The 21,059-nt window shown below is 70.5% G+C and carries 19 protein-coding genes; 9 read left to right on the top strand and 10 right to left on the bottom strand.

Going from position 1 to position 21,059, the window contains the following annotated elements; translation table 11 throughout:
* Window positions 1–38: 38 nt before the first annotated feature.
* Window positions 39–518 (bottom strand): MarR family winged helix-turn-helix transcriptional regulator, encoded by a 480-nt coding sequence (locus ACIBVN_RS12485; protein WP_397135554.1) that lies wholly within the window; start codon window positions 516–518, stop codon window positions 39–41.
* 151 nt (window positions 519–669) lie between these two features.
* Here ACIBVN_RS12485 and ACIBVN_RS12480 point away from each other — a divergent pair, with 151 nt between their 5' ends.
* From ACIBVN_RS12480 to ACIBVN_RS12470, 3 genes are all read left to right on the top strand, one after another.
* Entirely contained in the window at window positions 670–1,923 is a 1,254-nt protein-coding gene (locus tag ACIBVN_RS12480) for an MFS transporter (protein ID WP_397135552.1), read from the top strand.
* A gap of 45 nt (window positions 1,924–1,968) precedes the next feature.
* Complete coding sequence (locus ACIBVN_RS12475) at window positions 1,969–2,298, top strand: hypothetical protein (RefSeq protein WP_397135550.1); 330 nt, start codon at window positions 1,969–1,971, stop codon at window positions 2,296–2,298.
* An 87-nt stretch (window positions 2,299–2,385) separates the two neighbouring features.
* Window positions 2,386–2,988: a hypothetical protein gene (locus ACIBVN_RS12470; RefSeq protein WP_397135548.1), complete on the top strand. Its 603-nt coding sequence runs from the start codon at window positions 2,386–2,388 to the stop codon at window positions 2,986–2,988.
* A 37-nt stretch (window positions 2,989–3,025) separates the two neighbouring features.
* Here ACIBVN_RS12470 and ACIBVN_RS12465 read toward each other — a convergent pair whose 3' ends face one another.
* The gene (locus ACIBVN_RS12465; protein ID WP_397135546.1) at window positions 3,026–3,160 is read right to left on the bottom strand and encodes a hypothetical protein; all 135 of its coding nucleotides are present in this window, start codon (window positions 3,158–3,160) and stop codon (window positions 3,026–3,028) included.
* 45 nt (window positions 3,161–3,205) lie between these two features.
* Window positions 3,206–6,010, bottom strand: coding sequence for an AfsR/SARP family transcriptional regulator (locus ACIBVN_RS12460; protein ID WP_397135544.1), 2,805 nt, complete (start codon window positions 6,008–6,010; stop codon window positions 3,206–3,208).
* A 198-nt stretch (window positions 6,011–6,208) separates the two neighbouring features.
* On the opposite strand from ACIBVN_RS12460, the gene ACIBVN_RS12455 reads away from it, so the two are divergent.
* Complete coding sequence (locus ACIBVN_RS12455) at window positions 6,209–6,913, top strand: NAD(P)-dependent oxidoreductase (protein WP_397135542.1); 705 nt, start codon at window positions 6,209–6,211, stop codon at window positions 6,911–6,913.
* Window positions 6,914–6,932: 19 nt separating this feature from the next.
* On the opposite strand, the gene ACIBVN_RS12450 is transcribed toward ACIBVN_RS12455, so the two are convergent.
* Window positions 6,933–7,598 carry a hypothetical protein gene (locus ACIBVN_RS12450; protein WP_397135540.1) on the bottom strand — a complete coding sequence of 222 codons (666 nt, stop codon included), beginning with the start codon at window positions 7,596–7,598 and terminating at the stop codon, window positions 6,933–6,935.
* Window positions 7,598–8,107, bottom strand: coding sequence for a SigE family RNA polymerase sigma factor (locus ACIBVN_RS12445; protein ID WP_397135538.1), 510 nt, complete (start codon window positions 8,105–8,107; stop codon window positions 7,598–7,600). The genes ACIBVN_RS12450 and ACIBVN_RS12445 overlap by 1 nt, the downstream gene beginning before the upstream one ends.
* Before the next feature lie 180 nt (window positions 8,108–8,287).
* Here ACIBVN_RS12445 and ACIBVN_RS12440 point away from each other — a divergent pair, with 180 nt between their 5' ends.
* Window positions 8,288–8,476 (top strand): hypothetical protein, encoded by a 189-nt coding sequence (locus ACIBVN_RS12440; RefSeq protein ID WP_397135536.1) that lies wholly within the window; start codon window positions 8,288–8,290, stop codon window positions 8,474–8,476.
* An 81-nt stretch (window positions 8,477–8,557) separates the two neighbouring features.
* Here ACIBVN_RS12440 and ACIBVN_RS12435 read toward each other — a convergent pair whose 3' ends face one another.
* Window positions 8,558–9,331, bottom strand: a complete 774-nt coding sequence (locus ACIBVN_RS12435) for a hypothetical protein (RefSeq protein WP_397135534.1) — start codon at window positions 9,329–9,331, stop codon at window positions 8,558–8,560.
* The gene (locus ACIBVN_RS12430; protein ID WP_397135532.1) at window positions 9,328–9,678 is read right to left on the bottom strand and encodes a hypothetical protein; all 351 of its coding nucleotides are present in this window, start codon (window positions 9,676–9,678) and stop codon (window positions 9,328–9,330) included. The genes ACIBVN_RS12435 and ACIBVN_RS12430 overlap by 4 nt, the downstream gene beginning before the upstream one ends.
* Window positions 9,679–9,777: 99 nt before the next feature.
* On the opposite strand from ACIBVN_RS12430, the gene ACIBVN_RS12425 reads away from it, so the two are divergent.
* Window positions 9,778–14,388 (top strand): CHAT domain-containing protein, encoded by a 4,611-nt coding sequence (locus ACIBVN_RS12425; protein ID WP_397135530.1) that lies wholly within the window; start codon window positions 9,778–9,780, stop codon window positions 14,386–14,388.
* Window positions 14,389–14,467: 79 nt separating this feature from the next.
* Here the strand turns inward: ACIBVN_RS12425 and ACIBVN_RS12420 are convergent, their stop codons facing one another.
* Window positions 14,468–15,220 carry a DUF429 domain-containing protein gene (locus ACIBVN_RS12420; protein WP_397135528.1) on the bottom strand — a complete coding sequence of 251 codons (753 nt, stop codon included), beginning with the start codon at window positions 15,218–15,220 and terminating at the stop codon, window positions 14,468–14,470.
* A 58-nt stretch (window positions 15,221–15,278) separates the two neighbouring features.
* Window positions 15,279–15,923 (bottom strand): TetR family transcriptional regulator, encoded by a 645-nt coding sequence (locus ACIBVN_RS12415; RefSeq protein ID WP_397135526.1) that lies wholly within the window; start codon window positions 15,921–15,923, stop codon window positions 15,279–15,281.
* A 118-nt stretch (window positions 15,924–16,041) separates the two neighbouring features.
* Here ACIBVN_RS12415 and ACIBVN_RS12410 point away from each other — a divergent pair, with 118 nt between their 5' ends.
* Genes ACIBVN_RS12410 through ACIBVN_RS12400 form a run of 3 tightly spaced genes read left to right on the top strand, consistent with a single transcriptional unit; the run spans window position 16,042 to window position 19,744 of the window.
* A complete protein-coding gene (locus tag ACIBVN_RS12410; RefSeq protein WP_397135968.1) occupies window positions 16,042–16,539 on the top strand; it encodes a (2Fe-2S)-binding protein in 498 nt (165 codons plus the stop codon).
* Complete coding sequence (locus ACIBVN_RS12405) at window positions 16,536–17,507, top strand: FAD binding domain-containing protein (RefSeq protein WP_397135524.1); 972 nt, start codon at window positions 16,536–16,538, stop codon at window positions 17,505–17,507. The genes ACIBVN_RS12410 and ACIBVN_RS12405 overlap by 4 nt, the downstream gene beginning before the upstream one ends.
* The gene (locus ACIBVN_RS12400; RefSeq protein ID WP_397135522.1) at window positions 17,507–19,744 is read left to right on the top strand and encodes a xanthine dehydrogenase family protein molybdopterin-binding subunit; all 2,238 of its coding nucleotides are present in this window, start codon (window positions 17,507–17,509) and stop codon (window positions 19,742–19,744) included. Before ACIBVN_RS12405 ends, ACIBVN_RS12400 begins: the two co-directional genes overlap by 1 nt.
* On the opposite strand, the gene ACIBVN_RS12395 is transcribed toward ACIBVN_RS12400, so the two are convergent.
* A complete protein-coding gene (locus ACIBVN_RS12395; RefSeq protein ID WP_397135966.1) occupies window positions 19,737–21,029 on the bottom strand; it encodes an ArsB/NhaD family transporter in 1,293 nt (430 codons plus the stop codon). The genes ACIBVN_RS12400 and ACIBVN_RS12395 overlap by 8 nt on opposite strands.
* Window positions 21,030–21,059: the final 30 nt, after the last annotated feature.

The raw sequence follows: 21,059 nt of genomic DNA, 5'->3' as shown, positions 1-21,059 counted from the left end.
GTAGCAGATAGTTTTGTTGTAGACGATCCTTTGCGGACCTATTGTCGAGCTCGCCGGGCCGGTCGCGGCGCCTCCACGGGGGCGGCGAGGTGCCCTTCAACGAGCCGGTTCATGGCGCGGAGCAGCACCTCACGCTCGTCCTCCGGCAGCGCGTGGAGGGCCTTGCGGTGCACGTCGTCCACGATCCGCTGGCTCTGCTCGGCGACTTGCCGGCCCTTGTCGGTGACCGCGATGATCCTGGCCCGCCGGTCGGTGCTGGACGGGCGGCGCTCGGCCAGCCCCGCCTTCTCCAGGGCGTCCACCGTGACCACCATCGTGGTCTTGTCCATGTCGCCGATCTCCGCGAGCTGGATCTGGGTGCGCTCCTCCTCGATGGCGTGGACCAGCACGCAGTGCATGCGGGCGGTCAGCCCGATCTCGGCGAGCGCCGCCGCCATCTGGGTACGCAGCACGTGGCTGGTGTGGTCGAGCAGGAAGGACAGGTCGGGCTCCGCGCGTGATGGCGCCATGGCGGTCATGGACCCATTCTAGTTTCGTCACGGATTATCTGCGCCGGGCCCAGTGCGAGGTCCGATATCCGCCGTCGGTCCGGCTCCGAACTTGGCGAAGATGAGCGCCATGGTTGAACGAGAGGCCACGCAGCAGGGAGTGGACGGTCCGGCAGGAGGCATGCCCCCCTTGCGGAAGCCGGCCGAGCCGACGGCGCGCCGGGACTTCGGGCTCCTGTGGGCCGGGCAGTCGTTGTCGTTGTTCGGCGACCAGTTCATGACGCTGGCGCTGCCCCTGCTCGCGGTGACGGTGCTGGGCGCGACTCCGGCTCAGGCGGCGCTGCTGCCGTTCGCCCTCTTCCTGCCCTTCCTGCCGCTCGGCCTGCCGGCGGGCGCCATCGTGGACCGGTTGCCTCGCCGTACCGTCATGCTGGTCTGCGACGGCGTGCAGCTGATCGCGTTCGGCGCGATCTGGATCTCGGCGGTCACCGGCGTGCTCAGCTTTCCCCTGCTGTTCGCGCTGGTCCTGCTGAGCGGTTGCGCGGTGGTGTTCTTCCAGGTCGCCTACACCTCGTTTCTGCCCGGCCTCTTCCCCGAGCCGGGCGAGCTGCACACCGGCAACACCCGCCTGGCGCTGTCGGAGTCGACCGCCAAGGCGGTCGGGCCGATGGCCGCTGGACCGGTCATCGGGGTGCTCGGCGTGGCCGGCGCGCTCGCCGCCAACACCCTCAGCTTCGCCGCCTCGTTCGCGACGCTTGTCATGATCCGGCACCGGGAGCAGCCGCCCGCCGTCACCGTGCGGGAGCGGGGCTGGGTACGGCGGGACGTCGCGGCCGGGCTCAGGTTCGCGCTCCGGCACCCGGTCCTGGAGCCGGTCCTCACCTGCGGCACCGTCTATGTGCTGTTCCTCTCCATGGTCGAGACCAGCCTGGTCCTGTACTGCCGCAACGTCCTGGGACTGTCCCCGCAGTGGATCGGGGTCGTGGTGGGCGCCGCCGCGGCCGGCTACCCGATCGGCAACCTCGCCTCGGCCGTCCTCATCAGGCGTCTGGGCAGTTCGCGCGCGCTCGTGCTCGCCGCCACCGTGTCGGTGCTGGGCATCGTGGCCATGCCCGCGCTGGGAGCACACGGCGCTCTGGGAGCCGCCGGCCTGGTCATCGGCAGCATCGTGCACTGCGTGGGCGAGGGCGCGTTCAGCCCCACCTCGCTGACCCTGCGCCAGACGCAGACCCCGCCCGAGCTGCTCGGCCGGGTGTCCGCCGTGCAGCGGTTCCTGCTGTGGGGCGCGGTCGCGCTCGGCTCCCTGCTCGCCGCCGCCACCACCGCGCTCGCGGGGCTGGCGGCGACGGTGTGGATCGGCGCGCTCGGCACGATCTTGTGTCTTCCCGCCCTCCTGCGCCGAGGCATCCGCACCGCCACGCTCAGGCACAGCTAGCTAGTAGGTCCAGTCAAGTAATGGATCACGTACTTGGAGCAGTTTTTGAGCCAAGACGAAGCAGCACGTATCCACCATTTACCGGCGATCAGAGCACTCGGCGACGCTCTCACTGACGATGTCGAGGGCACCTCCCCCGTGTCGCACCTGAGCCAGGCCAGCGAGTTCCCCCAGAACATGCGCATGGGACCGTGGGCCATGGGGGTGCTCGGATGGTTCTTGGCCATGGAGCACGACAAGATCGTCGGCTACGCGGAGAACACGGTCGCCAACACGATCCTAGCTCTGCATGATCATCGGGGCCGGCTGCACACGGTCGCCGACAACATGCAGACTGTGGAGACGAGGAACGAGGAAAGTGTCCGGCGGCTTTAAGATTCCCGGCTCCATCCACACTCCGGACCCGTTCAAGCCGGGGATGAGGGCGGCGACTTCAAAGAAATCCAGTACGCCACCCTTGCCATGTACGCGGTCATCACCGCGGTCTTTCCCGGGGTGGGCATATGGTCGGTCGTCGGGTACGGGCTGACGGTACCGGCCGACCCACAGGTGATGCACAGGGCCGCGGACGGCTGGAGTGCCTTCGCAAACGGCGTCCAGGCCGCGGGCACGACGACCAAGGAACAGCACGACAGCGTGTCCTTGGCCAGCTGGCAGGCACCAGAGCGGGAGCTTTACGCGCAGAAGGTCACCAGCTACGCCATGGCGTCGAACGCCGCGTCCGACTCAGCCCACAGCCTCTCGTTCTGGCTCAGGGTGGCGGCCAATGTCTGGACGGCGTACATCTACTGGCACCTGCTCTTCGCGGCCCGGGGGATGGTCAGTGTGCTCAAGGCCATGCTCTTCGGGCCGGGAGGAAGGTTGTACGAAAAGATGCGGGTAGCGAACCAGATGATGGTTGCGGAGCAGAAAGTCCACGAGCTGAAGAAGTTCCTGTTCTGGAACGGGCTGTTCACGCTCCCGAAGCTGGGGGCCCTCTGGTATGCCAAGCACAGCCTCACGGACGGCCTCAAGAACCCGCAGTACGAGGCTGGAGGGACCAGGGCCGGCACCGCCGAGGTCTGACCGCCCGCAGACTCAGTAGCCGAGCCGCGACCTCTTCCTACGCCTTGGCGAAGTCGGCCACCCGTTTTTCGGAATCCCGCAGGAACGCATCGACGTCGATGTTCGCGAAATTTCCGAGCGGGTTTTCCTCGTGCTCTCCTCCGTCTTTGGTACGGCCTTCGCGAACAGTCATGACACGAGTCTGTTTCGCGACGGTCTCCCAGCGATCAAGCACCCGTCACAGGGTTTGGAATGACACTTCCCGCAGGGCGTCGAGCCTGTCCTGCACCTGCTTCATCTGCGCGGTGTGGTGCTGGTCCCGGTAGATGGCGAGTGCCTGGCTCCAGACTCGGACGGCTTCGGCGTGCCGGCCGAGGGCGCGGTACACGTCGCCGAGGCGGGAGAGCGTCCCGGCCTCTGTGCTGGCGTTTCCGCTCTCGCGGCGCAACGTCAGGGCGTGGTGGTAGTGGTCAAGAGCTTGAGCGTGCTGACCCGTGTTGTGGGCGATATAGCCGAGGCTGTCGAGAGCCGCCGCCTCGCCGAGCCGGTCGTCATGACGGCGGAGCAGCGCAAGCGCCTGCTCGCACTGCCGCTGAGCCGTGGCGAAGTCGGCAAGTATCGCGTGGAACCAGCCCAGGGAATTGAGCACGTTGGCTTCTCCCAGGACGTCCCCTACGTCCTTGTACAGTCGCAGCGCGCCTTCCAGATGGAGCAGCGTCTGCTCATGCTCACCCCGGCCTCCCCAGGTGAGCGCGAGCGTATGGCGAACCTGTGCCTGACCGGTGAGGTTCCCGGATCGCTCGTACAGAGCCAGCGCTTCCCCCAAATGGGTCAGCGACTCCGCGTGCTCCCCCGCTCGGCCGCAGGCGCGACCGAAGAACTGGTGGACCAAGGCATGGACGTCCGAATCGTCCAGGTGTTCCACGGCAGTCGATGCCGTACGCCAGGCCGAGATGCAGTTCTGCAGCAGGTTGTGGGCCAGATGGAAGGTGTCGAGCGTCCAGGCCAGTTGCCAGGCGGCGACGTGCAGCCCGTGCTCGACAGCCAGCCGCTGGGCAGCGAGCAGGCAGGGGTGGTCGGCTCTGAACCAGGTCTGGGCCGCCGCCGCGTCCGCCGGCGCGTGCGGAAGGCAACCAGGAGCCGGCGGAGCCAGCTCGATGACGTTCCGGCGCTGAGGGGAGAGCAGCCGGTCGGCCGCGTACGACGTGTGCAGGAAGAAGTCCACCAGGCGGCGCACCGCGGCGGCGCGCTCATCGACGCCCAGGTCAAGGGTCGCGCGTTCGATGGCGTACAGGCGGACGAGATCGTGCATCCGGTAACGGCCTTGGACATGCTGGTGCAGCAGGTGGGCCGTCTCCAGGGTGCGCAGCAGGGTGCGGGTGTGCGCGACCGGGTGTCCGATGAGGCTGGCCGCGGCCATCAGGCTTACGTCCGGGCCTGGCGCCAGGCCCAGATAGGCGAAGGTCTCGGCTGCCTCGGGGGACAGCACGTGATAGGAGGAGCCGAAGATCTCTCGCAGGTCGGTGTTGAGTTCGTCGGTCTGCAGGGCGTCCAGCCGGGTGTTCTCCACCTGCAGTTCCTCCGCCAGCGCGGCGAGGGGAAGATCGGCGTTGATGGTGGCTCGTGCGGCGACGATGCCCAGGGCGAGCGGCAGCCCGGCGCACGTCTTGATGATGGCCTCCGCCGCCTCGTGCTCGGCCGCCATCCGGTCCTGGCCCAGCCGGCGTTTCAGCAGCCGGCCGGCCTCCGCGTCGGAGAGCGGCGCCAGCCGCAGCAGGTGGGCGCCCTCGGCCGCGATCAGACCGGTGAGCACGCTTCGGCTGGTCACCACGGCAAGGCTGCCCGGTGATGTGGGTAACAGCGGGCGCACCTGATCCGGCTCCCGGGCGTTGTCCAAGAGGATGAGCACCCGCCGACCGGCCAGCAGAGTCCGGTAGAGCCCGATCTGCTCGTCGAAGGTGGCGGGTATCCGATTGCGGAGCGGCTGGAGGAACCCCAGCAGGATCCGCACCGCCTCCGTCGCCGGCATGGGTGTCCCGGCCGGGCTGAACCCGCGCAGGTCCACGTAGAACTGGCCGTCGGGGAAGCGGTCGCGCACCCCGTGTGCCCAGTGCACGGCGAGCGAGGTCTTTCCGACCCCGCCCGTGCCGCTGATCACGCATGTCATGGCGGTGCGGTACGACTCTTCGCCCGGGATCGGGAGCAACCCGTCCAAGGTGGCCAGTTCGGCTTCCCTGCCGCTGAAATGCTTGACGTCCGAGGGGAGTTGACAGGTCGACGCCCAGGCTGCGGGCCTGCGCACTTGTGCGGTGCCGGCCAGGATGTCGGCCTGGAGTCGCTGGAGCTCCTCGCTGGGTTCGATGCCCAACTCGTCGATGAGCACCGAGCGGGCGTGGCGGAAGACCTCAAGCGCTTTGTCCCGTTGCCCCGCTCGTGAATGCGCGAGCATGAGCAACCCCCAGGCGCGCTCGTGCAGCGGCTGCTCGGTCACGAAGGGGCGGAGGTCTTCGATCACTTCCATGGGCCGGCCGAGCGCGAGCTTCGCCTCCGCCCAGTCCAGTCTCGCCGCTGCGAGCCGTTCTTCCACTTCGGTCATGCGGGCGAGCATGGAACCGGCGAGCTTGGTGCCTTCGGCGAGCTTTCCCTGCCACATCGACAGGGCTCTTTCGAACTGGCAGGCGGCAGAGTCGACATCGCCCTGCTCGGCCCTGTCCCGTGCCAGCCGTACCGCCCGCTCGAACTCCAGGAGATCCACCTCTTCGGTGCGCGCCTCGAAGAGGTATCCCGTCTCCTTGGTGAGAAGCCGCGCGCCCGGCGGCAGCGCCTTGCGCAGCTGAGCGACATAGGTCTGCAGGTTGGCGACGGCCGAGGCGGGAGGATCTTCCCACACCGCCTCCACCAGCCGTTCCCTGGAAACGACCGTGTTGACGTTGAGAAGGAAGCTGGCGAGCACGGCACGCTGCATGCCGGTCAGATGAACCTGCCGGCCATCGGGCCCGCACACTTGCACGGGGCCCAAGACGTTGTAGGTGGCATCGGCCAAAGCCCCGCTCCTCGCTTGTGGCGGCTCTGTGGCGCATTCGTGGCGCCTGCGCCGATTGTTGCCCACGAGGCGATCACGGTCGAGAGGAAAGAGCAGGAAGATCCGACCCTCCTCCCGCATGCTTTACGCTACTTATAATTAATATGCGACGCGTAAAAAACCTGGCGTCACGCCGCGCAGCACAACGGGAGGAAGCACGTGAAGCTCGTGATCTTCGGGGCCAACGGCCCGACAGGGCGGCTGGCAACCGTCCAGGCGCTCGCCGAGGGCCACACCGTCACCGCGGTCACCCGGCATCCGCAGGCGTTCCCCATCAGCGATCCCGCACTGCACGTGGCCAAGGCCGACGCCCTGGATCCCGAGGCGGTGGACCGCGCGGTGGCCGGGCACGACGCGGTGATATCGACGCTCGGCGTCCCCTACGGCGACGAGGCCATCACCACGTTCTCCGAGTCCGCCAAGAACATCACCGCCGCCATGACCGCGCACGGCATCCGGCGCCTGGTCTGCGTGACCTCGACCGGCGTGCCGATGAAACCCCCGCCCGGCGAGACCCTCATCTATCGCAAGGTGGTCGTGCCGGCGCTGCTCAGGATGGGGCGACCGCTGTATGAGGACGCCGGTCGCATGGAGCAGGTCGTGGCCCGCACGGACCTCGACTGGACGATCATCCGACCGTCGGGATTGTTCGAAGGCCCCGCGGTCACCGACTACACCGTGGGCCCACCGCAAATGATCGGCAGGTTCACCTCGCGTCGCGACCTGGCCGACGCGCTCATCCGCGAAGCCGTCGAGGACCGCAACGTCCGCTCCATCGTCGAGGTCATCACCACCGAAGGGACGCCGAGCGTCTACCGTGTCTTCTTGAAGGAGGCGCTCCGCATCGGCGGCGGCGGCAGGTGACGGCGAGAGGCAAGCCACGTCACAGGGCGATCCGCTGCAGGGTCCCCCCCTTCGCGCCGGTGAAGACAAGGCTCCGCACGTCGGCTCCATGGGGATACTCGACGACCCAAAGTCCGAGCCCTGGACCGACGCCCCGCGCGAGGTTGCCGGGGAACTTCCGCCCGTCCTTGGTGACAGCCGTCACTCCGTGTACGTCGTCCCTGGCCACACCGAACCAGACGCCCACGCCGCGAAGTTCGCCCTGCCTGCGGGCGAACTCCTTGGCGGTGAGTGGCGGAAAACTGCCGCAGGAGCCACCGTCCGGCCCACTCTCGCAGAGGAGGAGCTGGTTCTTGCGGGGCGCGTCGCTCACCCACATCAGCAGCGGCGGCACAGAGGCGACTTTCCCCTTGGGGGGATACTTCTTCCTCAATTCCGCGAATCCCTTGTAGGTGGGCCGTGGCGTGGCCGTGACGGAGGGTGTGGCGGGCACGACGCCGGCGACGCCGTCCTGCTGCCGCGCCCACGGGTGAACCGTCCCGGCCACGAGAACGGCCGCGACCGCCACCGCGGCCATGGTCCCGGCGACGGCGGCACGATGACGTCTGCGCATGGCGCGTCCTGCTGCCATGGCCTGGTGCACGTCCACCGCGGTAGGCGGCTGCTCGTGCGTCGCCAGCGAGTCGAACACCTGCTTGACGTCCATCAGCATTCCTCCGTACGTGCGAGACGGGACTCCGGCGCGCCGAGCATCGAGCGCAGGGTGGCGAGGCCGCGGGCGGTCTGGCTCTTGACGGTTCCGGTGGAGCAGCCGAGCGCGTGGGCGGTCTGCTCCACGCTCAGATCGCAGTGAAAGCGCAGCACGAGGGTGGCGCGCTGGCGCGGAGGGACGGCGGCGAGTGCCCGGTTGACGTCCATGGCCATGTCCCGGTCGCCACTTTCGAACGGCTGGTGGGAGATCGCGGACGTCAGCCGTACCCGGGAGAACCAGCCCCCTCGCTGTTCGGCGAGGAAGACCCGGATCAGCATCACCCGTACGTAGGCGTCGAGGTCATCGGCGGCCCGCGCCTGGCGCCATTTGACGTAGAGCCGCGTTATCGCCGTCTGCACCAGGTCGTCGGCGCGGTGCCAGTCCTGGCACAGCGGGTAAGCGATCCTCCGCAACCAGGACAGCCGGCCACTCACGTAGGCGGTGTACTCCTCGTCAAGGCTCATGGGTCTCCCAAATCGATGGCTTCACATCCCAGGAGATGCTTCCGGCCAGGGCGCCGGTTGCATGGGACGGTCAGGCTTGGGATCCGGGACCCTCCCGGCCCGGAGTCTTCGCCATCGCATCCACCGTCTGTCCCGCCTTCGTCGGCGCCTGCCACACCGGCCCCCACCACACCGGCGCCGATGCGCGAAGCGGCGGACGCGTTCCGGGCGGCCTCGAAGCGGCACCCGCCCGTGAACTTCGACCGGTGCACCACCAAGACGCCGATCACTGACAAGCGCTGCGGCTCGGCGCTCACCACCGCGTCGAAAGTCGCAGCCGTGTTACGGGCTGAGCTCGGCACCACCGCCGCCACCGCCGTTACGGCGTGAGGCCCAAGCCATCTGCGCCGAGGGCGCCGACATCGCCAAAGGTTATTGGCGCCTGTTCCTCGCCCAGATCGAGATCGCCAGCTAGATCGCGGGACCAGGCCGTTCAGGATGGTCGGAGCTGCCCTTGCTGAGGCGGGCGTTGATCTGGCCGGCTTCGTCCGCTGTGATCACGCCGTGCGGCAGGTCCACGCCCAGCGCCTTGGCCAGCTCACCCTGATGCACGTCCACGAGGCTCTCCACCAGGATCGCGTACGCGTGGGCGTACCGGCGGGCGTGCCTCCAGCCGCCGAACGCCAGGCCGGCCCCGAGCAGCAGGCCGGGCCACCAAGCGCAGCCGAGCAGTGCGTACAGCACCCCCCAGCTCACGGTGATCGCCGCGTTGTCCAGGCCCGCGCGGGCGTTCTGCACGGGCAGGCGCTTGTGGTCCTCGAGGATCGACCACAGCCGGGGCCAGACCAGGGCCACCCGCAGCCCGTGGTACTCGGCCTGCACCCGTCGGTCCAGCAACGCCAGGCGGCGGCCCGGCCACGTGAGTCTGCGCCCGCGCCACTCCAGCAGCCAGAGTCGCTCCACGATGGCGACCAGCAGCCGAGCGAGGCCCGCGGCTGCGAGGGCGGCCATGACCACGACGGCGGCCACGACCACCACGGTGACCGGGTCGGTGCCGGCCCGGTTCACGTGAGAGCGGGTCCGCTGAATGAGCATGGCGACGTCCAGCGCGTGCGCGTGGCCCAGGAGGGCGGCGCACCACAGGGCCGCCACGAAGGAGAGGCCGAGCAGCCAGGCCAGGGTCAGCCAGCGTTCCGTGGCCTTCTTGCCGAATTCGGTGAACAGGGCGTCGATCACGGCGGTCACTGCTCGACGAAGCGCATGGGCCGACCGCGCAGCGGGCACACGGGTGGCCGGTTCCTGGCGTCTCGCTCCGCGCGCCGGGAGCACCAGCCGTCCGGACAGGTGTAGTCACCGCGTAACGCAGAGGCACCGACGCCGAAAAGCAAGTATGACTGGTGGTCGCCACGCTGGTTCGCCTGCCCGGCCGGCGAGCCGGGATCGAGCAGCGCCAGCACGTCAAGGGCGGTGCCACCCTCATCCAGCACGGCCAGCGCGTCCTCCAGGGCCGCGGTCCAGCCGCCTTCTCGGGCGCTCTGCCGTAAGGAGGGCAGTTCGGCGCACAGCCATGCCCGCGCCTCGGCCTCGGTCATGGTCATCATCCGTTCCGCGAGTGGGCCGAGTGCGGCCATCGTCCATCACGAACAGGCAGAGCCGGTATTCCTCGAGCGCCGATCATACTCTGGAGTGACATGGATCACATCGCAGGCGACGCAGCCGATCTGGTGGCCCGCTTCGAGCGCGAGGACGACCTCGACGCCCTCAATCAGGCCATAAATCAGTATGAGGCGGACGCCGGTGTGCCGTACGGCAGGGCGTTGCTGCAGCGCTTCGCCCGCACAGGTGAGCAGGAGGACCTGGACCGGGGTGTGGCCGCCCTGTCGGAGGCGCTGGAACAGAGTCCCGAGGGCGCTGGAGAGCGGGCGACGCGGCTGGCCGGCGCGGCCGACGCGCTGGTCATGCGGTGGGACATCAGGTCCGATCCCGCTGACGTGGAGACCGCGATCGGCTGGTATCGGCAGGCGATGGCTCTCGCACCGGAGTCGGCCGCGACCCGGTCGAAGCTGGGGCTGACGATCGCCAGGCGGCGACTGGTGGGCGGGGGCGACGCCGGGGACCTGAGCGAGGCGTTGGCCCTCTGCGAGGAAGCCGTCGCCATGGACCAGACAGCCGGCGACTCCGACGGTGACCAGGACCGGGACGCCGACCGTGCGGCCCACCTGAGCAAGCTGGCGCTGGTGATGAGCGCGCGGGCGGTCGAGGCCGAGGACCAGGCGCTCGCGCAGACCGCGATCGAGACGATGGACGGCGCGCTCGCCCTGCTTCCTGGAAACGGCCCGCTGCGCTGGGGAAACGAGCTCCCGCGAGTGTCAGTTCTCGCCAACCGCTATGTCCTGACGAAACGCCCCGAAGACCTGGCCATCACCACCGCCGCCTGCGCCGCGCTGCTGGAGAGCATGCCGATCGACCTGCCCAGCCGCCACCTGGCCCACATTCAGTACGGCATCATGATCTACGCCAGGTTCGGCGAAACCCGTGACAGGCCCGACCGGGAACAGGCGATCACGGTGCTGCGAGAGGCGCTCGGCGACCCGCGTCCCGGCTCGTCCGCGATCGAGCGGGCCGCCGACGGGCTGCTGCGGACTCTGCTGTGGAACCGCATCTCCGACGGCCCGCGCCTGGGCGACGTCGACGAGCTCATCGCGCGGCTCCGTGCCCAGCTCGCGGACACTCCCGACGACAAGGAACTGCGCCAGGAACTGTACGAGGCGTCCACCGCCCGCTTCTCCATCACCGGCGACCAGGCCGACCTTCCCTCGGGAGACGGCCTGGAGGATGAGGTGAGCAGTGTGTCCGCGAGGGTGTTCAACGCCATCCCCGGCAGCGTGGAGGAGCTGGAGGCGGCCATCGCCGCCGCCGACAGAGTGCTGGACTCGCCCGGCCAGGACGAGGACCGGCTCGGCAACCTGCGCGTCATCCTGAGCGGGGCACTGTATGCCCGGTTCAGCCACCGCGGCGACCGCCATGACCTGGACCGCAGCCTCGCCCTGCTGACAGACGCGATCGCCGGCGCACCCGCCGGCGGCGCCCTGCGGGGCCATCTCCTGACCCAGCTCGCCCTGCACAAGGCGACGAAGTACGACGTCACCGGAGACCCGGCCGACCTGCGGGCAGCCTCCGCCGACGCCGCCGAGGCGGCCGACGTCTTCGCGGCGGCCACCAATGCGGTGGAGAACACCGACAAGGGAACCGTCGACCACGCGCTCGGCCAGACGGCCCTGCGCCGCTACCGTCGCGATGGTGATCCCGCCGATCTGGAGGCAGCTGTCGCGGCTTTTCAGTCGGCGCTCGCCCTGCTGCCCGACAGGCATCTCCTGCGCGGCGCGTGCGCGGCCGAGCTGAGCGACGCATTGCTGGAGCGGGCGATGCGCGGCGGCTCGGCGGACAACGCCACCGCCATCGGAGTGGCCGAACGTGCGGCCCGTACGGCGCCGGCCGGGGACCTGCGCGCCCGCGTGCTGCTCTCGATGGCCCGCGCCAAGTCGCAGCGGTTCCTCCTGACCGGGGATGCCGCGGCGGCCGATGCCGCGATCGACGCATACCGGCGGGCCGCCGCCGAGCTGCCGCCGGGCCGGGCGGATCGCGCGATCGCCCTCGCCGGGCTGTCCGAGACGCTGCACATACGGGCCGAGCTGACCGGCTCGACAGCCGATCTGGACGCCGCTGTGGAGGCGGGTGAGCAGGGGTGGCGGGAGCCCAGCGCCGCTCATGGCCGGGCGATGGCCGCCATCAGCCTGTGCGACGCGCTGCGGATGCGCAGCCAGCGCACCGGCCGGCGGTCCGACGTCGACACCGCCATGGACGTGATCGTCGCAGCCGCCGACGGCCTGGCGGCGGGCGACCTGCGCCGTGTGCTCTGCCGATTGCAGCTGGCCGCCTTGCTCTCTGAGCGTTTCACGCTGACCGGCGAGCCGGCTGACGTCGACAAGTGTGTCGAGATCGCCCGCTCCGTGCTGGCCGAGTTGCCCGCGCACTCGCCGGTCCGGCTTCTGGCGTACGACGTCCTCAGCGGGAATCTGTGGAAGCGGGCCGGTCACCGGGGCGATCTCCGCGACCTGGACGAGGCCATCGAGATCAGCGATCTGGCCCTGGCCGTCCCCACCATCGACCACCGGCGGCGAACCAATCTCCTCTACAACAAGGCCGGCATGCTGCGGGAACGCTTCGATGCCCATGGCGAGCGCGCCGACCTGGACGTCGCCATCGAGTCGGCCAAGGCGGCACTGGCCGCGCTGCCCCGGCGCCATCCGCATCGTCCCCTCGTCGCCAAGGGCCTGGCGCTGCTGTACGTCTCGCGCTACGACGGTGACAATCGTGACGACCTCGCCGAGATCATCCGTCTGGGCGACGAGGGGCTGGCGGCGACTCGGCAAGACGACCCATCGTGGGCAAGCCATCAGCATGTGGTGGGCTACGGGCTGCTCCTGCGGTTCTGGGAGAAGCACCGAGCCCGCGACCTGCGAGCCGCCATCCGCGCTCTCGAGGCATCGGTGGCCGCCACCTCGCCCGACGATCCGGCGCTGGCACCCCGCGCCGGCCAGCTCGGCCTGGCGCTGAACGAGAGGCACGAGAGCCGCGGCCGCAGCCGGGACCGTGACGGCGCCATGGCCGCCTTCCGGCTGGCAGCCGGGGTGACCTCGGCCGGCACTCTGCGGCGGCTGGTGGACACGCGCATGCTCGCCGGGTACTGCCTGCGTCATGGCAGCCCGGTCGAGGCGTTGGAGCATTACCGCGTCTGCGTGCAGGACCTGCTGCCGCTGGCCGCCTGGCGCGGCCTCGACCGCGCATCCCAGGAGAACCAGCTCAAACAGCTGGGCGGGCTCGCCGGTGAAGCGGCTGCCGCCGCGCTGGCCTGCGACTCACCCAGGGCGGCCGTCCAGCTCCTGGAGCAGAGCAGGAGCGTGCTGTGGGCCCAGTTGCTCGAAACCAGAAGCGACCGCAGCGAGCTGCGTGCCCGGCATCCGGCGCTGGCAGCCGAGTTCGACGAGGTGAGCGCCATCCTGGACGGCAGCGGCGACCCGCAGGCCGCTGGATCGCTCCAGCCCGGCGAGCTCGGCTCGGCAGGGCGCCTCACCTCACATCAGGAGGCGGATCGGCGGCGCCACGCCACGGCCCGGTTCAGCGAGTTGCGCGACCGGGTCCGGGAGCTGCCCGGCTTCGCGGCGTTCCTGCGGCCCCCCGACTTCGCGGCCCTGCTGCAGACCGCGGAACGGGGACCCGTCGTGATCGTCAATGTGGATCGCCTCCGCTGCGACGCGCTGCTGCTCACCACCGGCGGGCTGCGCGCGCTTCCGCTGCCCGGTCTCAGCAAGGACGAGGCCATCCGGCGAGCACGCGCCTTCCACCAGGCCCTCGCCGTGGCGCCCCAGGGCCGTGCGACCTGGATCGCCGCGACGCAGACCGTCCTGACCACCCTGGAGTGGCTGTGGGACGCCGTGACGCAGCCCGTCCTCGACGCGCTCGCACTGCCCGCGGCATCCAGGATCTGGTGGTGCCCGACCGGACCGCTGGCCTCGCTGCCGCTGCACGCCGCCGGCCGGCATCGTCCCGGCGGCAGCGCCACATGGGCCGGCGAGCATGTCGTCTCCTCCTACACGCCCACCCTGCAAGCCCTGCTCCGCGCCAGGAACACGCCTCCCGCGCCACCGTCCGCCACGACCTTGGTGACGGCGCTGAGCGTCACGCCTCGCCCGGACGGCCGCTACCCCGACCTGCCCCATGTCTCCACCGAGGTACAGGCGATCCAGGACGCCCTGGGAGCACGCGCCGTCGTGCTGGAGGAGGCCGCCGCCACCCGGCAGGCCGTGCTCGATGCCATCCCGGCACATCCGCGAGTCCACTTCGCCTGCCACGGCGACCAGGATCCTGACAGGCCCTCCGCCAGTCATCTGGCACTGCATGACGCCGACCTGACCGTACTCGACCTGACCACCGTGGGGGTGGACGGCGGCGATCTGGCTTTCCTGTCGGCCTGTGAGACCGCCCAGGGCGACACCGCCCTCACCGACGAGGCGATCCATCTGGCCGCGGCGTTCCACCTGGCCGGCTACCGGCACGTCATCGGCACCCTCTGGTCGCTGAACGACGCCTCCGCCGCCGAGGTGGCCAAGGACGTGTACGAGGACCTGACCCGAAACAGCGTCACAGAACCGGCTGTGGCATTGCACCGCGCGGTCACGCGCCTGCGCTCCCAGTCCAGCAGCCCGATGACCTGGGCGCCCTTCGTTCACATCGGGGCCTGACTGGTGATCGTCGGTGAACCGGCCGCGGCGCCCAGCGGCGGCCTGGTCCATGCCGGGCGTTCGACGGCGATGCGGTGGCTCAGGCGTCTGCGACGAGGCGGTCCAGGGGCGTGGTGGGCAGGGCGATCCAGCCCTCCGTGCCCGCCGTTCCCTCCTGCTCCGCCGCCGGCACGGTCACGAGGCCGCGGGCCGATGCGCGGGCGGCCAGCGCCGACACCACGGCGTCGGTCGCGTCGTCCGAGGCGCGGCAGAGCGGCTCGTACTCGCCGAGGTCCAGCCAGGGCGCCGCCTCCAGCAGCCGGTCCACGAGCCGGTCGAGCTCGGTGAGGTTGGCCGCGCGCTTGTACCCCCGGTACGGCAGCCCCCACCGCTTCAGGCAGGCCGCCGGGTAGACCTCCACGACGGCCCCGCGGCCACGCCGGTCGACCGGGCGGCCCCGCCGGGCGAGTTCGGCCAGCAGGGCGGCGCAGCGCATGGTGGCGTGGCCGATGCGGTCGGCCGACACGCTCAGCGGCGTCAGCCCGGTCTGCTGGTGCACCACCTGGTCGGTGACCCGCAGCGCCAGGTCCCGCCGCCAGGTCCGGCCCACGAGGCCCTCCGGCACCTGGACGTGCCCGGCGCGGTGGGCGGTGACGAAGTCGACGAACCTGTCGGGCCAGCCGAGCGGGCAGTCGATCCCCGCCTTGCTCGCGCCCATCACCGCCTCGACGATCACACCGTCGTCCGCCCCGACCACCACCCTGACGAGCCGCGCGCGGCCTCCTGACCAGTCGAGCCAGGCCACCGCGGTCCGCGCCGCCTCCGCGGCGAGGTCAATGCCGACCGTCAACATCCCCTCACGATAGGGGACCTCAAGGCACCGACATATGCGCAGGTAGAGCCGACCGGGCTCAGCTCTCCCTGATCGCGGGGAGCCCGGCGGCGAGCGCCTTGAGGGTGCGGGTGAGCGTCGGGACGAAGTCGGGACAGGTCGCGGCGATGTCCGGGTCCTCGGCGTAGAGCTGGGCGAGGGCCGGTGAGGGGTTGGAGACGGGATACAGCAGGCCGGCCAGAGCACTGGCCGCCCCGACCAGTTCCACCCCTTCCCTGTCGGCGAGGCCCGCGACCTGGGCGACGCGCGGGCCCAGGTCGGCGATGACGTCCAGGATGGCGCGCTTGAATGTGCGGGCCGCCGGCACCGACACGTTGTGCTCCAGGCTGGTCGCGGTGTGGCTGAGCAGGTCGCAGAAGAGCGGCCGCTCCTCGAGCGTCTCCGCGAGGACCGCCACCGCGTCGTCCGAGGCCTCGAGCCGGGCGATGACCGCCGCCGACCACTGCTGCCACTCCTCCGCGGCGAGGATGAGGAAGATCTCCTCGCGAGTCCCGAAATATCGCATGATGTTGGACTTCGCCAGCCCGACGGCCTCCGCGACCGCGCCCAGGCTGACGTTGCGCACCCCGGAGGCGACGGCGAGCTCGCGAGCGGCGGCGAGGATCGCCTCGCGCCGCTGCTGCTTGTGCTCCGGCCGTCTGGCCCTGAGGAATGCCCGCGTCATGTCGCGCCCCAGCATAGCTACCCCCAAGTTTAAAGAACACCGTTCTCTTGTTAAGGAAACATCGTTCTGTTAGCGTCGATTTGCCGATAAAGGGAGGAAGCGTGTGACCCAGATACGGATGCGGGTGAACGGCGTGGTCGAGTCCCTCGACATCGAGCCGTGGGTGAGCCTGCTCGACGCCCTGCGCGACCACCTGGGGCTGACCGGCCCCAAGAAGGGCTGCGACCAGGGCGCGTGCGGCGCCTGCACGGTCCTCGCCGACGGCGTGCGGATCAACGCCTGCCTGGCCCTGGCCATGCAGTACGCGGACAAGGAGATCACCACGATCGAGGGGATCGCGAAGGACGGCGAGGGCACGCACCCGATGCAGGAGGCGTTCGTGCGCCATGACGGGCTCCAGTGCGGTTACTGCACCTCGGGCCAGATCTGCTCGGCCGTCGCCATGCTGGCCGAGCACGCCGCGGGCATGCCCAGCTCCGTCACCCCGCACCAAGGGGGCACGCACCTGACCGACGACGAGATCAGGGAGCGCATGAGCGGAAACCTGTGCCGCTGCGGCGCCTACAACGGCATCCTCGACGCCATCAGGGACGTCGCCGCGCAGGAGGCGTCATGAGGCCCTTCGCGTACGTGAAACCGCTCGACCTCGCGGAGGCCGTGGAAGCGGTCGGCCCCGGCACGAAGTTCCTCGGCGGCGGCACGAACCTGGTCGACCTCATGCGCGAGGGCATCGAACACCCGGAAACGGTGATCGACCTCACCGGGCTGCCGCTCGACGAGGTGGACGAGCTGCCCGGCGGCGGGTTGCGGATCGGCGCGCTGGTACGCAACAGCGCACTCGCCGCCGACCGCCGCATCCGCGCCGCCTACCCGGTCCTGTCACAGGCGATACTCGCCGGAGCCTCGCCCCAGCTGCGCAACATGGCCACCGTGGGCGGCAACCTGCTGCAACGCACCCGCTGCCGCTACTTCTACGACCAGGCGTACGCCTGCAACAAGCGGGAGCCGGGCGCCGGCTGCGACGCGCTCGGCGGGTTCACGCGCGGGCACGCGGTCCTGGGCGTGAGCGAGAGCTGCATCGCCGCGCATCCCTCCGACATGTGCGTGGCGCTCGCCGCCCTGGACGCCACGGTCGAGGTCAGGAGCGTGCGCGGCACGCGGCGGCTCCCGCTGGCGGACTTCCACCTGCTGCCCGGCGGCACGCCGGAGGTCGAGACCGCGCTGGCCGCGGACGAGCTGGTCACGGCGGTGGAGCTGCCGCCCGCGCCGGTCGCGGCCAACTCCCGTTACCGGAAGGTACGCGACCGGGCGTCGTACGCGTTCGCCCTGGTCTCGGTCGCGGCGGCGCTGGAGGTGCGGGACGGCGCCGTGACGGCGGCCCGGCTGGCGCTGGGCGGCGTCGCGACCAAGCCGTGGCGCGCCCACGAGGCGGAGCGGATCCTGGTCGGCGCTCCGGCGACCGAGGAGGCGTTCGGCCGCGCGGCCGAGGCCGAGCTGGCGCCCGCGATCACCCGGCCGGGCAACGCGTTCAAGGTCGAGCTGGCCAGGGCGACGATCGTGGCCACGTTGAGGGAGCTTGCGTGATGAGCGAGAAGTACGTCGGCCGTCCCGTCGACCGGCTCGACGGCCGGGCCAAGACCACCGGGCAGGCCCGTTTCGCGGCCGAGCACCCGTATCCGGACCTCGCCCACGCCGCGCTCGTGCACGCCACGATCCCCCGGGGCCGCATCACCGCCATCGACACCGAAGCGGCGCGGGCCGTGAAAGGCGTGATCGACGTTCTCACGCACGAGAACGCCCCGGCCATGAAGCCCCCGCCCGCCCAGAGCCTGCTGAACCCCGGCACGCTGTTCATCGGGACGTCGGTCAACTACCTGGCCACGGACGAGGTGCACTGGAACGGCCAGCCGGTGGCGGTCGTGGTGGCCGAGTCGCCCGAGGCGGCGCGGCACGCGGCGGACCTGGTGCGGCCCACGTACGAGGAGCTGCCCGCCGTGGTGGACTTCGCGGCCGAGGAGCCGAACGCCACCCCGCAGAAGGGCAGCGCGATCCAGCCGGCGGCGGCGGACAAAGGGGACGCCGAGGCGGCGCTGGCGGCCGCGGCGGTCTCGGTGGACCTGCGCTTCACCACGCCGCCGCACAACCACAACGCGATCGAGCCGCACGCGACGACCGCCGTGTGGGACGGCGACCGCCTGACCGTGCACGAGAGCACGCAGGGCATCACGTGGCTGCGCAGCCACCTCGCACACCGGTTCGGCGTTCCCCAGCGGAACATCCGCGTGCTCTCCCCCTTCGTGGGCGGCGGGTTCGGCGGCAAGGGCTCGGTGTGGGCGGGCACGCTGCTCGCCGTGCTGGCCGCCCGGGCCACCAAGCGCCCGGTACGGCTGGCGCTCACCCGGGCGGGCGTCTACCACACGGTCGGCGGCCGGACCCCGAGCACCCAGCGGGTCGCGCTGGGCGCGGAGTCCGACGGGAAGCTGATCGCGCTGATTCACACCAGCGTGTCCAGGACCGGCCGGGTCGGCGGCATGCCCGAGCAGGTCACCACGGTCTCCAGGCACCTGTACGACTCCCCGAACATCCGCCTGCGCCAGAGCCTCGTCCGGCTCGACCTGCTCTCGAACACGGCCATGCGGGCCCCCGGCGAGTCCATCGGCACGTTCGCCCTGGAATCGGCCGTGGACGAGCTGGCCTGGGAGCTGGGCATGGACCCGATCGAGCTGCGCATGCGCAACGAGCCCGCGCGCAACCCGATGGACGGCAAGCGGTTCGCGCACCGGATGTTGCGCGAGGCGTACGAGGTGGGGGCGGAGCGGTTCGGGTGGCGCGAGCGCGATCCGCGACCCGGGTCGATGCGCGACGGGCGGTGGCTGGTCGGCATGGGCGTGGCGTCCGCGTACCATCCGGCGTTCCAGCTCCCAGCGAACGTCACCGTGCGGCTGGGCGCGGACGGCGGGGTCGTGGTGCGGTGTGGCCTGCACGAGATCGGCGTGGGCGCGGCGACCGCGCAGGCGCAGATCGCCGCCGACGAGCTGGGGGTGCCGCTGGAGTCGGTACGCGTCGAGATCGGCGACTCCGAGTTGCCCGATGGCCCGATGGCGGGCGGATCTGGGCAGACGGCGAGCGTGGCCGCCGGTGTGGTGGAGGCCTGCCGCAAGCTTCGGCGTTCCGCGCTCGATCTGGCGCGGAAGTCACCGGCCTCCCCGCTGCGCGGCGTGACCGCTCCACAGGCCAGGGACGGCGGGCTCTACCAGGGCTCTCGCGGGGAGACGTACGCGGAGATCCTTACCCGCGCCGGGCGCGACCACCTGGAGGCCGCGGCCGGGATGGGCATGCTCCGGTTCCTGGCGAAGACCGTGCGCGAGCGCAGGCGGTGGGTGAAGGCCGCGTCCGGGGCGCAGTTCTGCGAGGTGCGGGTGGACCGGGACACCGGCGAGGTACGGGTGTCGCGCTGGGTGGGCGTGTTCGACGTCGGCAGGGTGATCAACGCCAAGACGGTGGCGAGCCAGCTGCGCGGCGGCATCGTGATGGGCATCGGCCTGGCGCTGTCGGAGGAGACGCTGGTCGACCAGCGCACAGGGCGGATCGTGAACGCGAGCCTGGCCGAGTACCACGTGCCCGTGCACGCCGACATCCCGCGCATCGACGTGCACTGCCTGGACGAGCCGGACCCGACGATGCCGCTGGGGCTGATCGGCGTGGGCGAGGTGGGCATCACGGGCGTCGGCGCGGCCGTCGCGAACGCCGTGCGCCACGCCACGGGCAAGCGGGTCCAGGATCTGCCGATCACGCTCGACAAGCTGCTGCCGCTCAGGTGAGGTAGCGGAACCACAAATAGGGCACCGACAGCGCCACGGTCACCAACGTGACCACCAGCCCGTACTTGGTGAACTGCCAGAAGCTGATCGGGGTGCCGTTGCGGGCGGCGACGCCGAGGATGACGACGTTGGCCGCCGCCCCGACGGCCGTGGCGTTGCCGCCCAGGTCGGCTCCGATGGCCAGCGCCCACCACAGCACCTGCGCGGGCCCGTTGCCCCCATTGGCGTGCACGAGGTCGGCCACGATGGGGCTCATGGTGGCGACGTACGGGATGTTGTCCACGACGGCCGACAGCCCTGTCGAGACCCACAGCAGCAGCATCGTGGTCAGGCCGAGCTGCCCGTGGGTGGCCTCGGCGGCGGCCTTCGAGACCTGGCCGATGACCCCGGTCTCCACCAGCGACCCGACCATGACGAACAGCCCCGCGAAGAACACCAGCGTCGGCCACTCGACCTCGCTGATGGCCTCCTCGGTCGTCACCTTCGTGGCCGCCACCAGCACCCCCGCGCCCAGCAGCGCCACCACGGACGGCGCGTAGTGCAGCACGGGGTGCAGCACGAACGCCGCCATCACCAGGGCCAGCACGGCGAGCGACTGCCACAGGAGCCTGCGGTCGGCGATGGCCTCCCGCTCGTTCAACGCCATGACCTCCGCGGCCCGCTCGGGGTCGTACCGGAACGACGCCCTGAACAACCACCTGCACAGCCCGACGAACACCGCCACCAGCACGACGATCAGCGGCGCCATGTGGACGAGGAAGTCGTTGAAGGTCAGGCCGCCGCGGCTGGCGATGATGATGTTCGGCGGGTCGCCGACCAGCGTGGCCGCGCCGCCGATGTTGGACGCCATGGCCTCGGCGATCAGGTACGGGGCCACGGACACCGACAGCCGCTCGCACACCAGGAACGTCACGGGGGCGATCAGCAGCACGGTGGTCACGTTGTCCAGCAGCGCGGAGGCGAACGCGGTGATCACGATCAGCAGCGCCATGAGCCGGAACGGCCGTCCCTTGGCGCGTTTCGCCGCCCAGATCGCCAAAAATTCGAATATCCCGGTCTGCTTCAGGACGCCGACGATGACCATCATGCCGAGCAGCAGGAAGATCACATTCCAGTCGATCCCGGAACGCTCGTCGAAGAACGCCGCTTCCGCGTCGGTGGCGTGGATCAGCAGCATGACCCCCGCGCCGCCGAGCGCCGCGGCGACCCGGTGCACCTTCTCGGTGGCGATCAGGGTGTACGCGCCGAGGAAGGCCACCACAGCCACCCACGCTGTGACGGTCATGAGGGCTCCGGAGAAATAGACGGCCAGGAA

Origin of the sequence: Nonomuraea sp. NPDC049400 (genome assembly GCF_044466425.1) — a bacterium.
Taxonomy (GTDB): domain Bacteria; phylum Actinomycetota; class Actinomycetes; order Streptosporangiales; family Streptosporangiaceae; genus Nonomuraea.
This window is presented reverse-complemented; position numbering and strand designations above follow the sequence as displayed.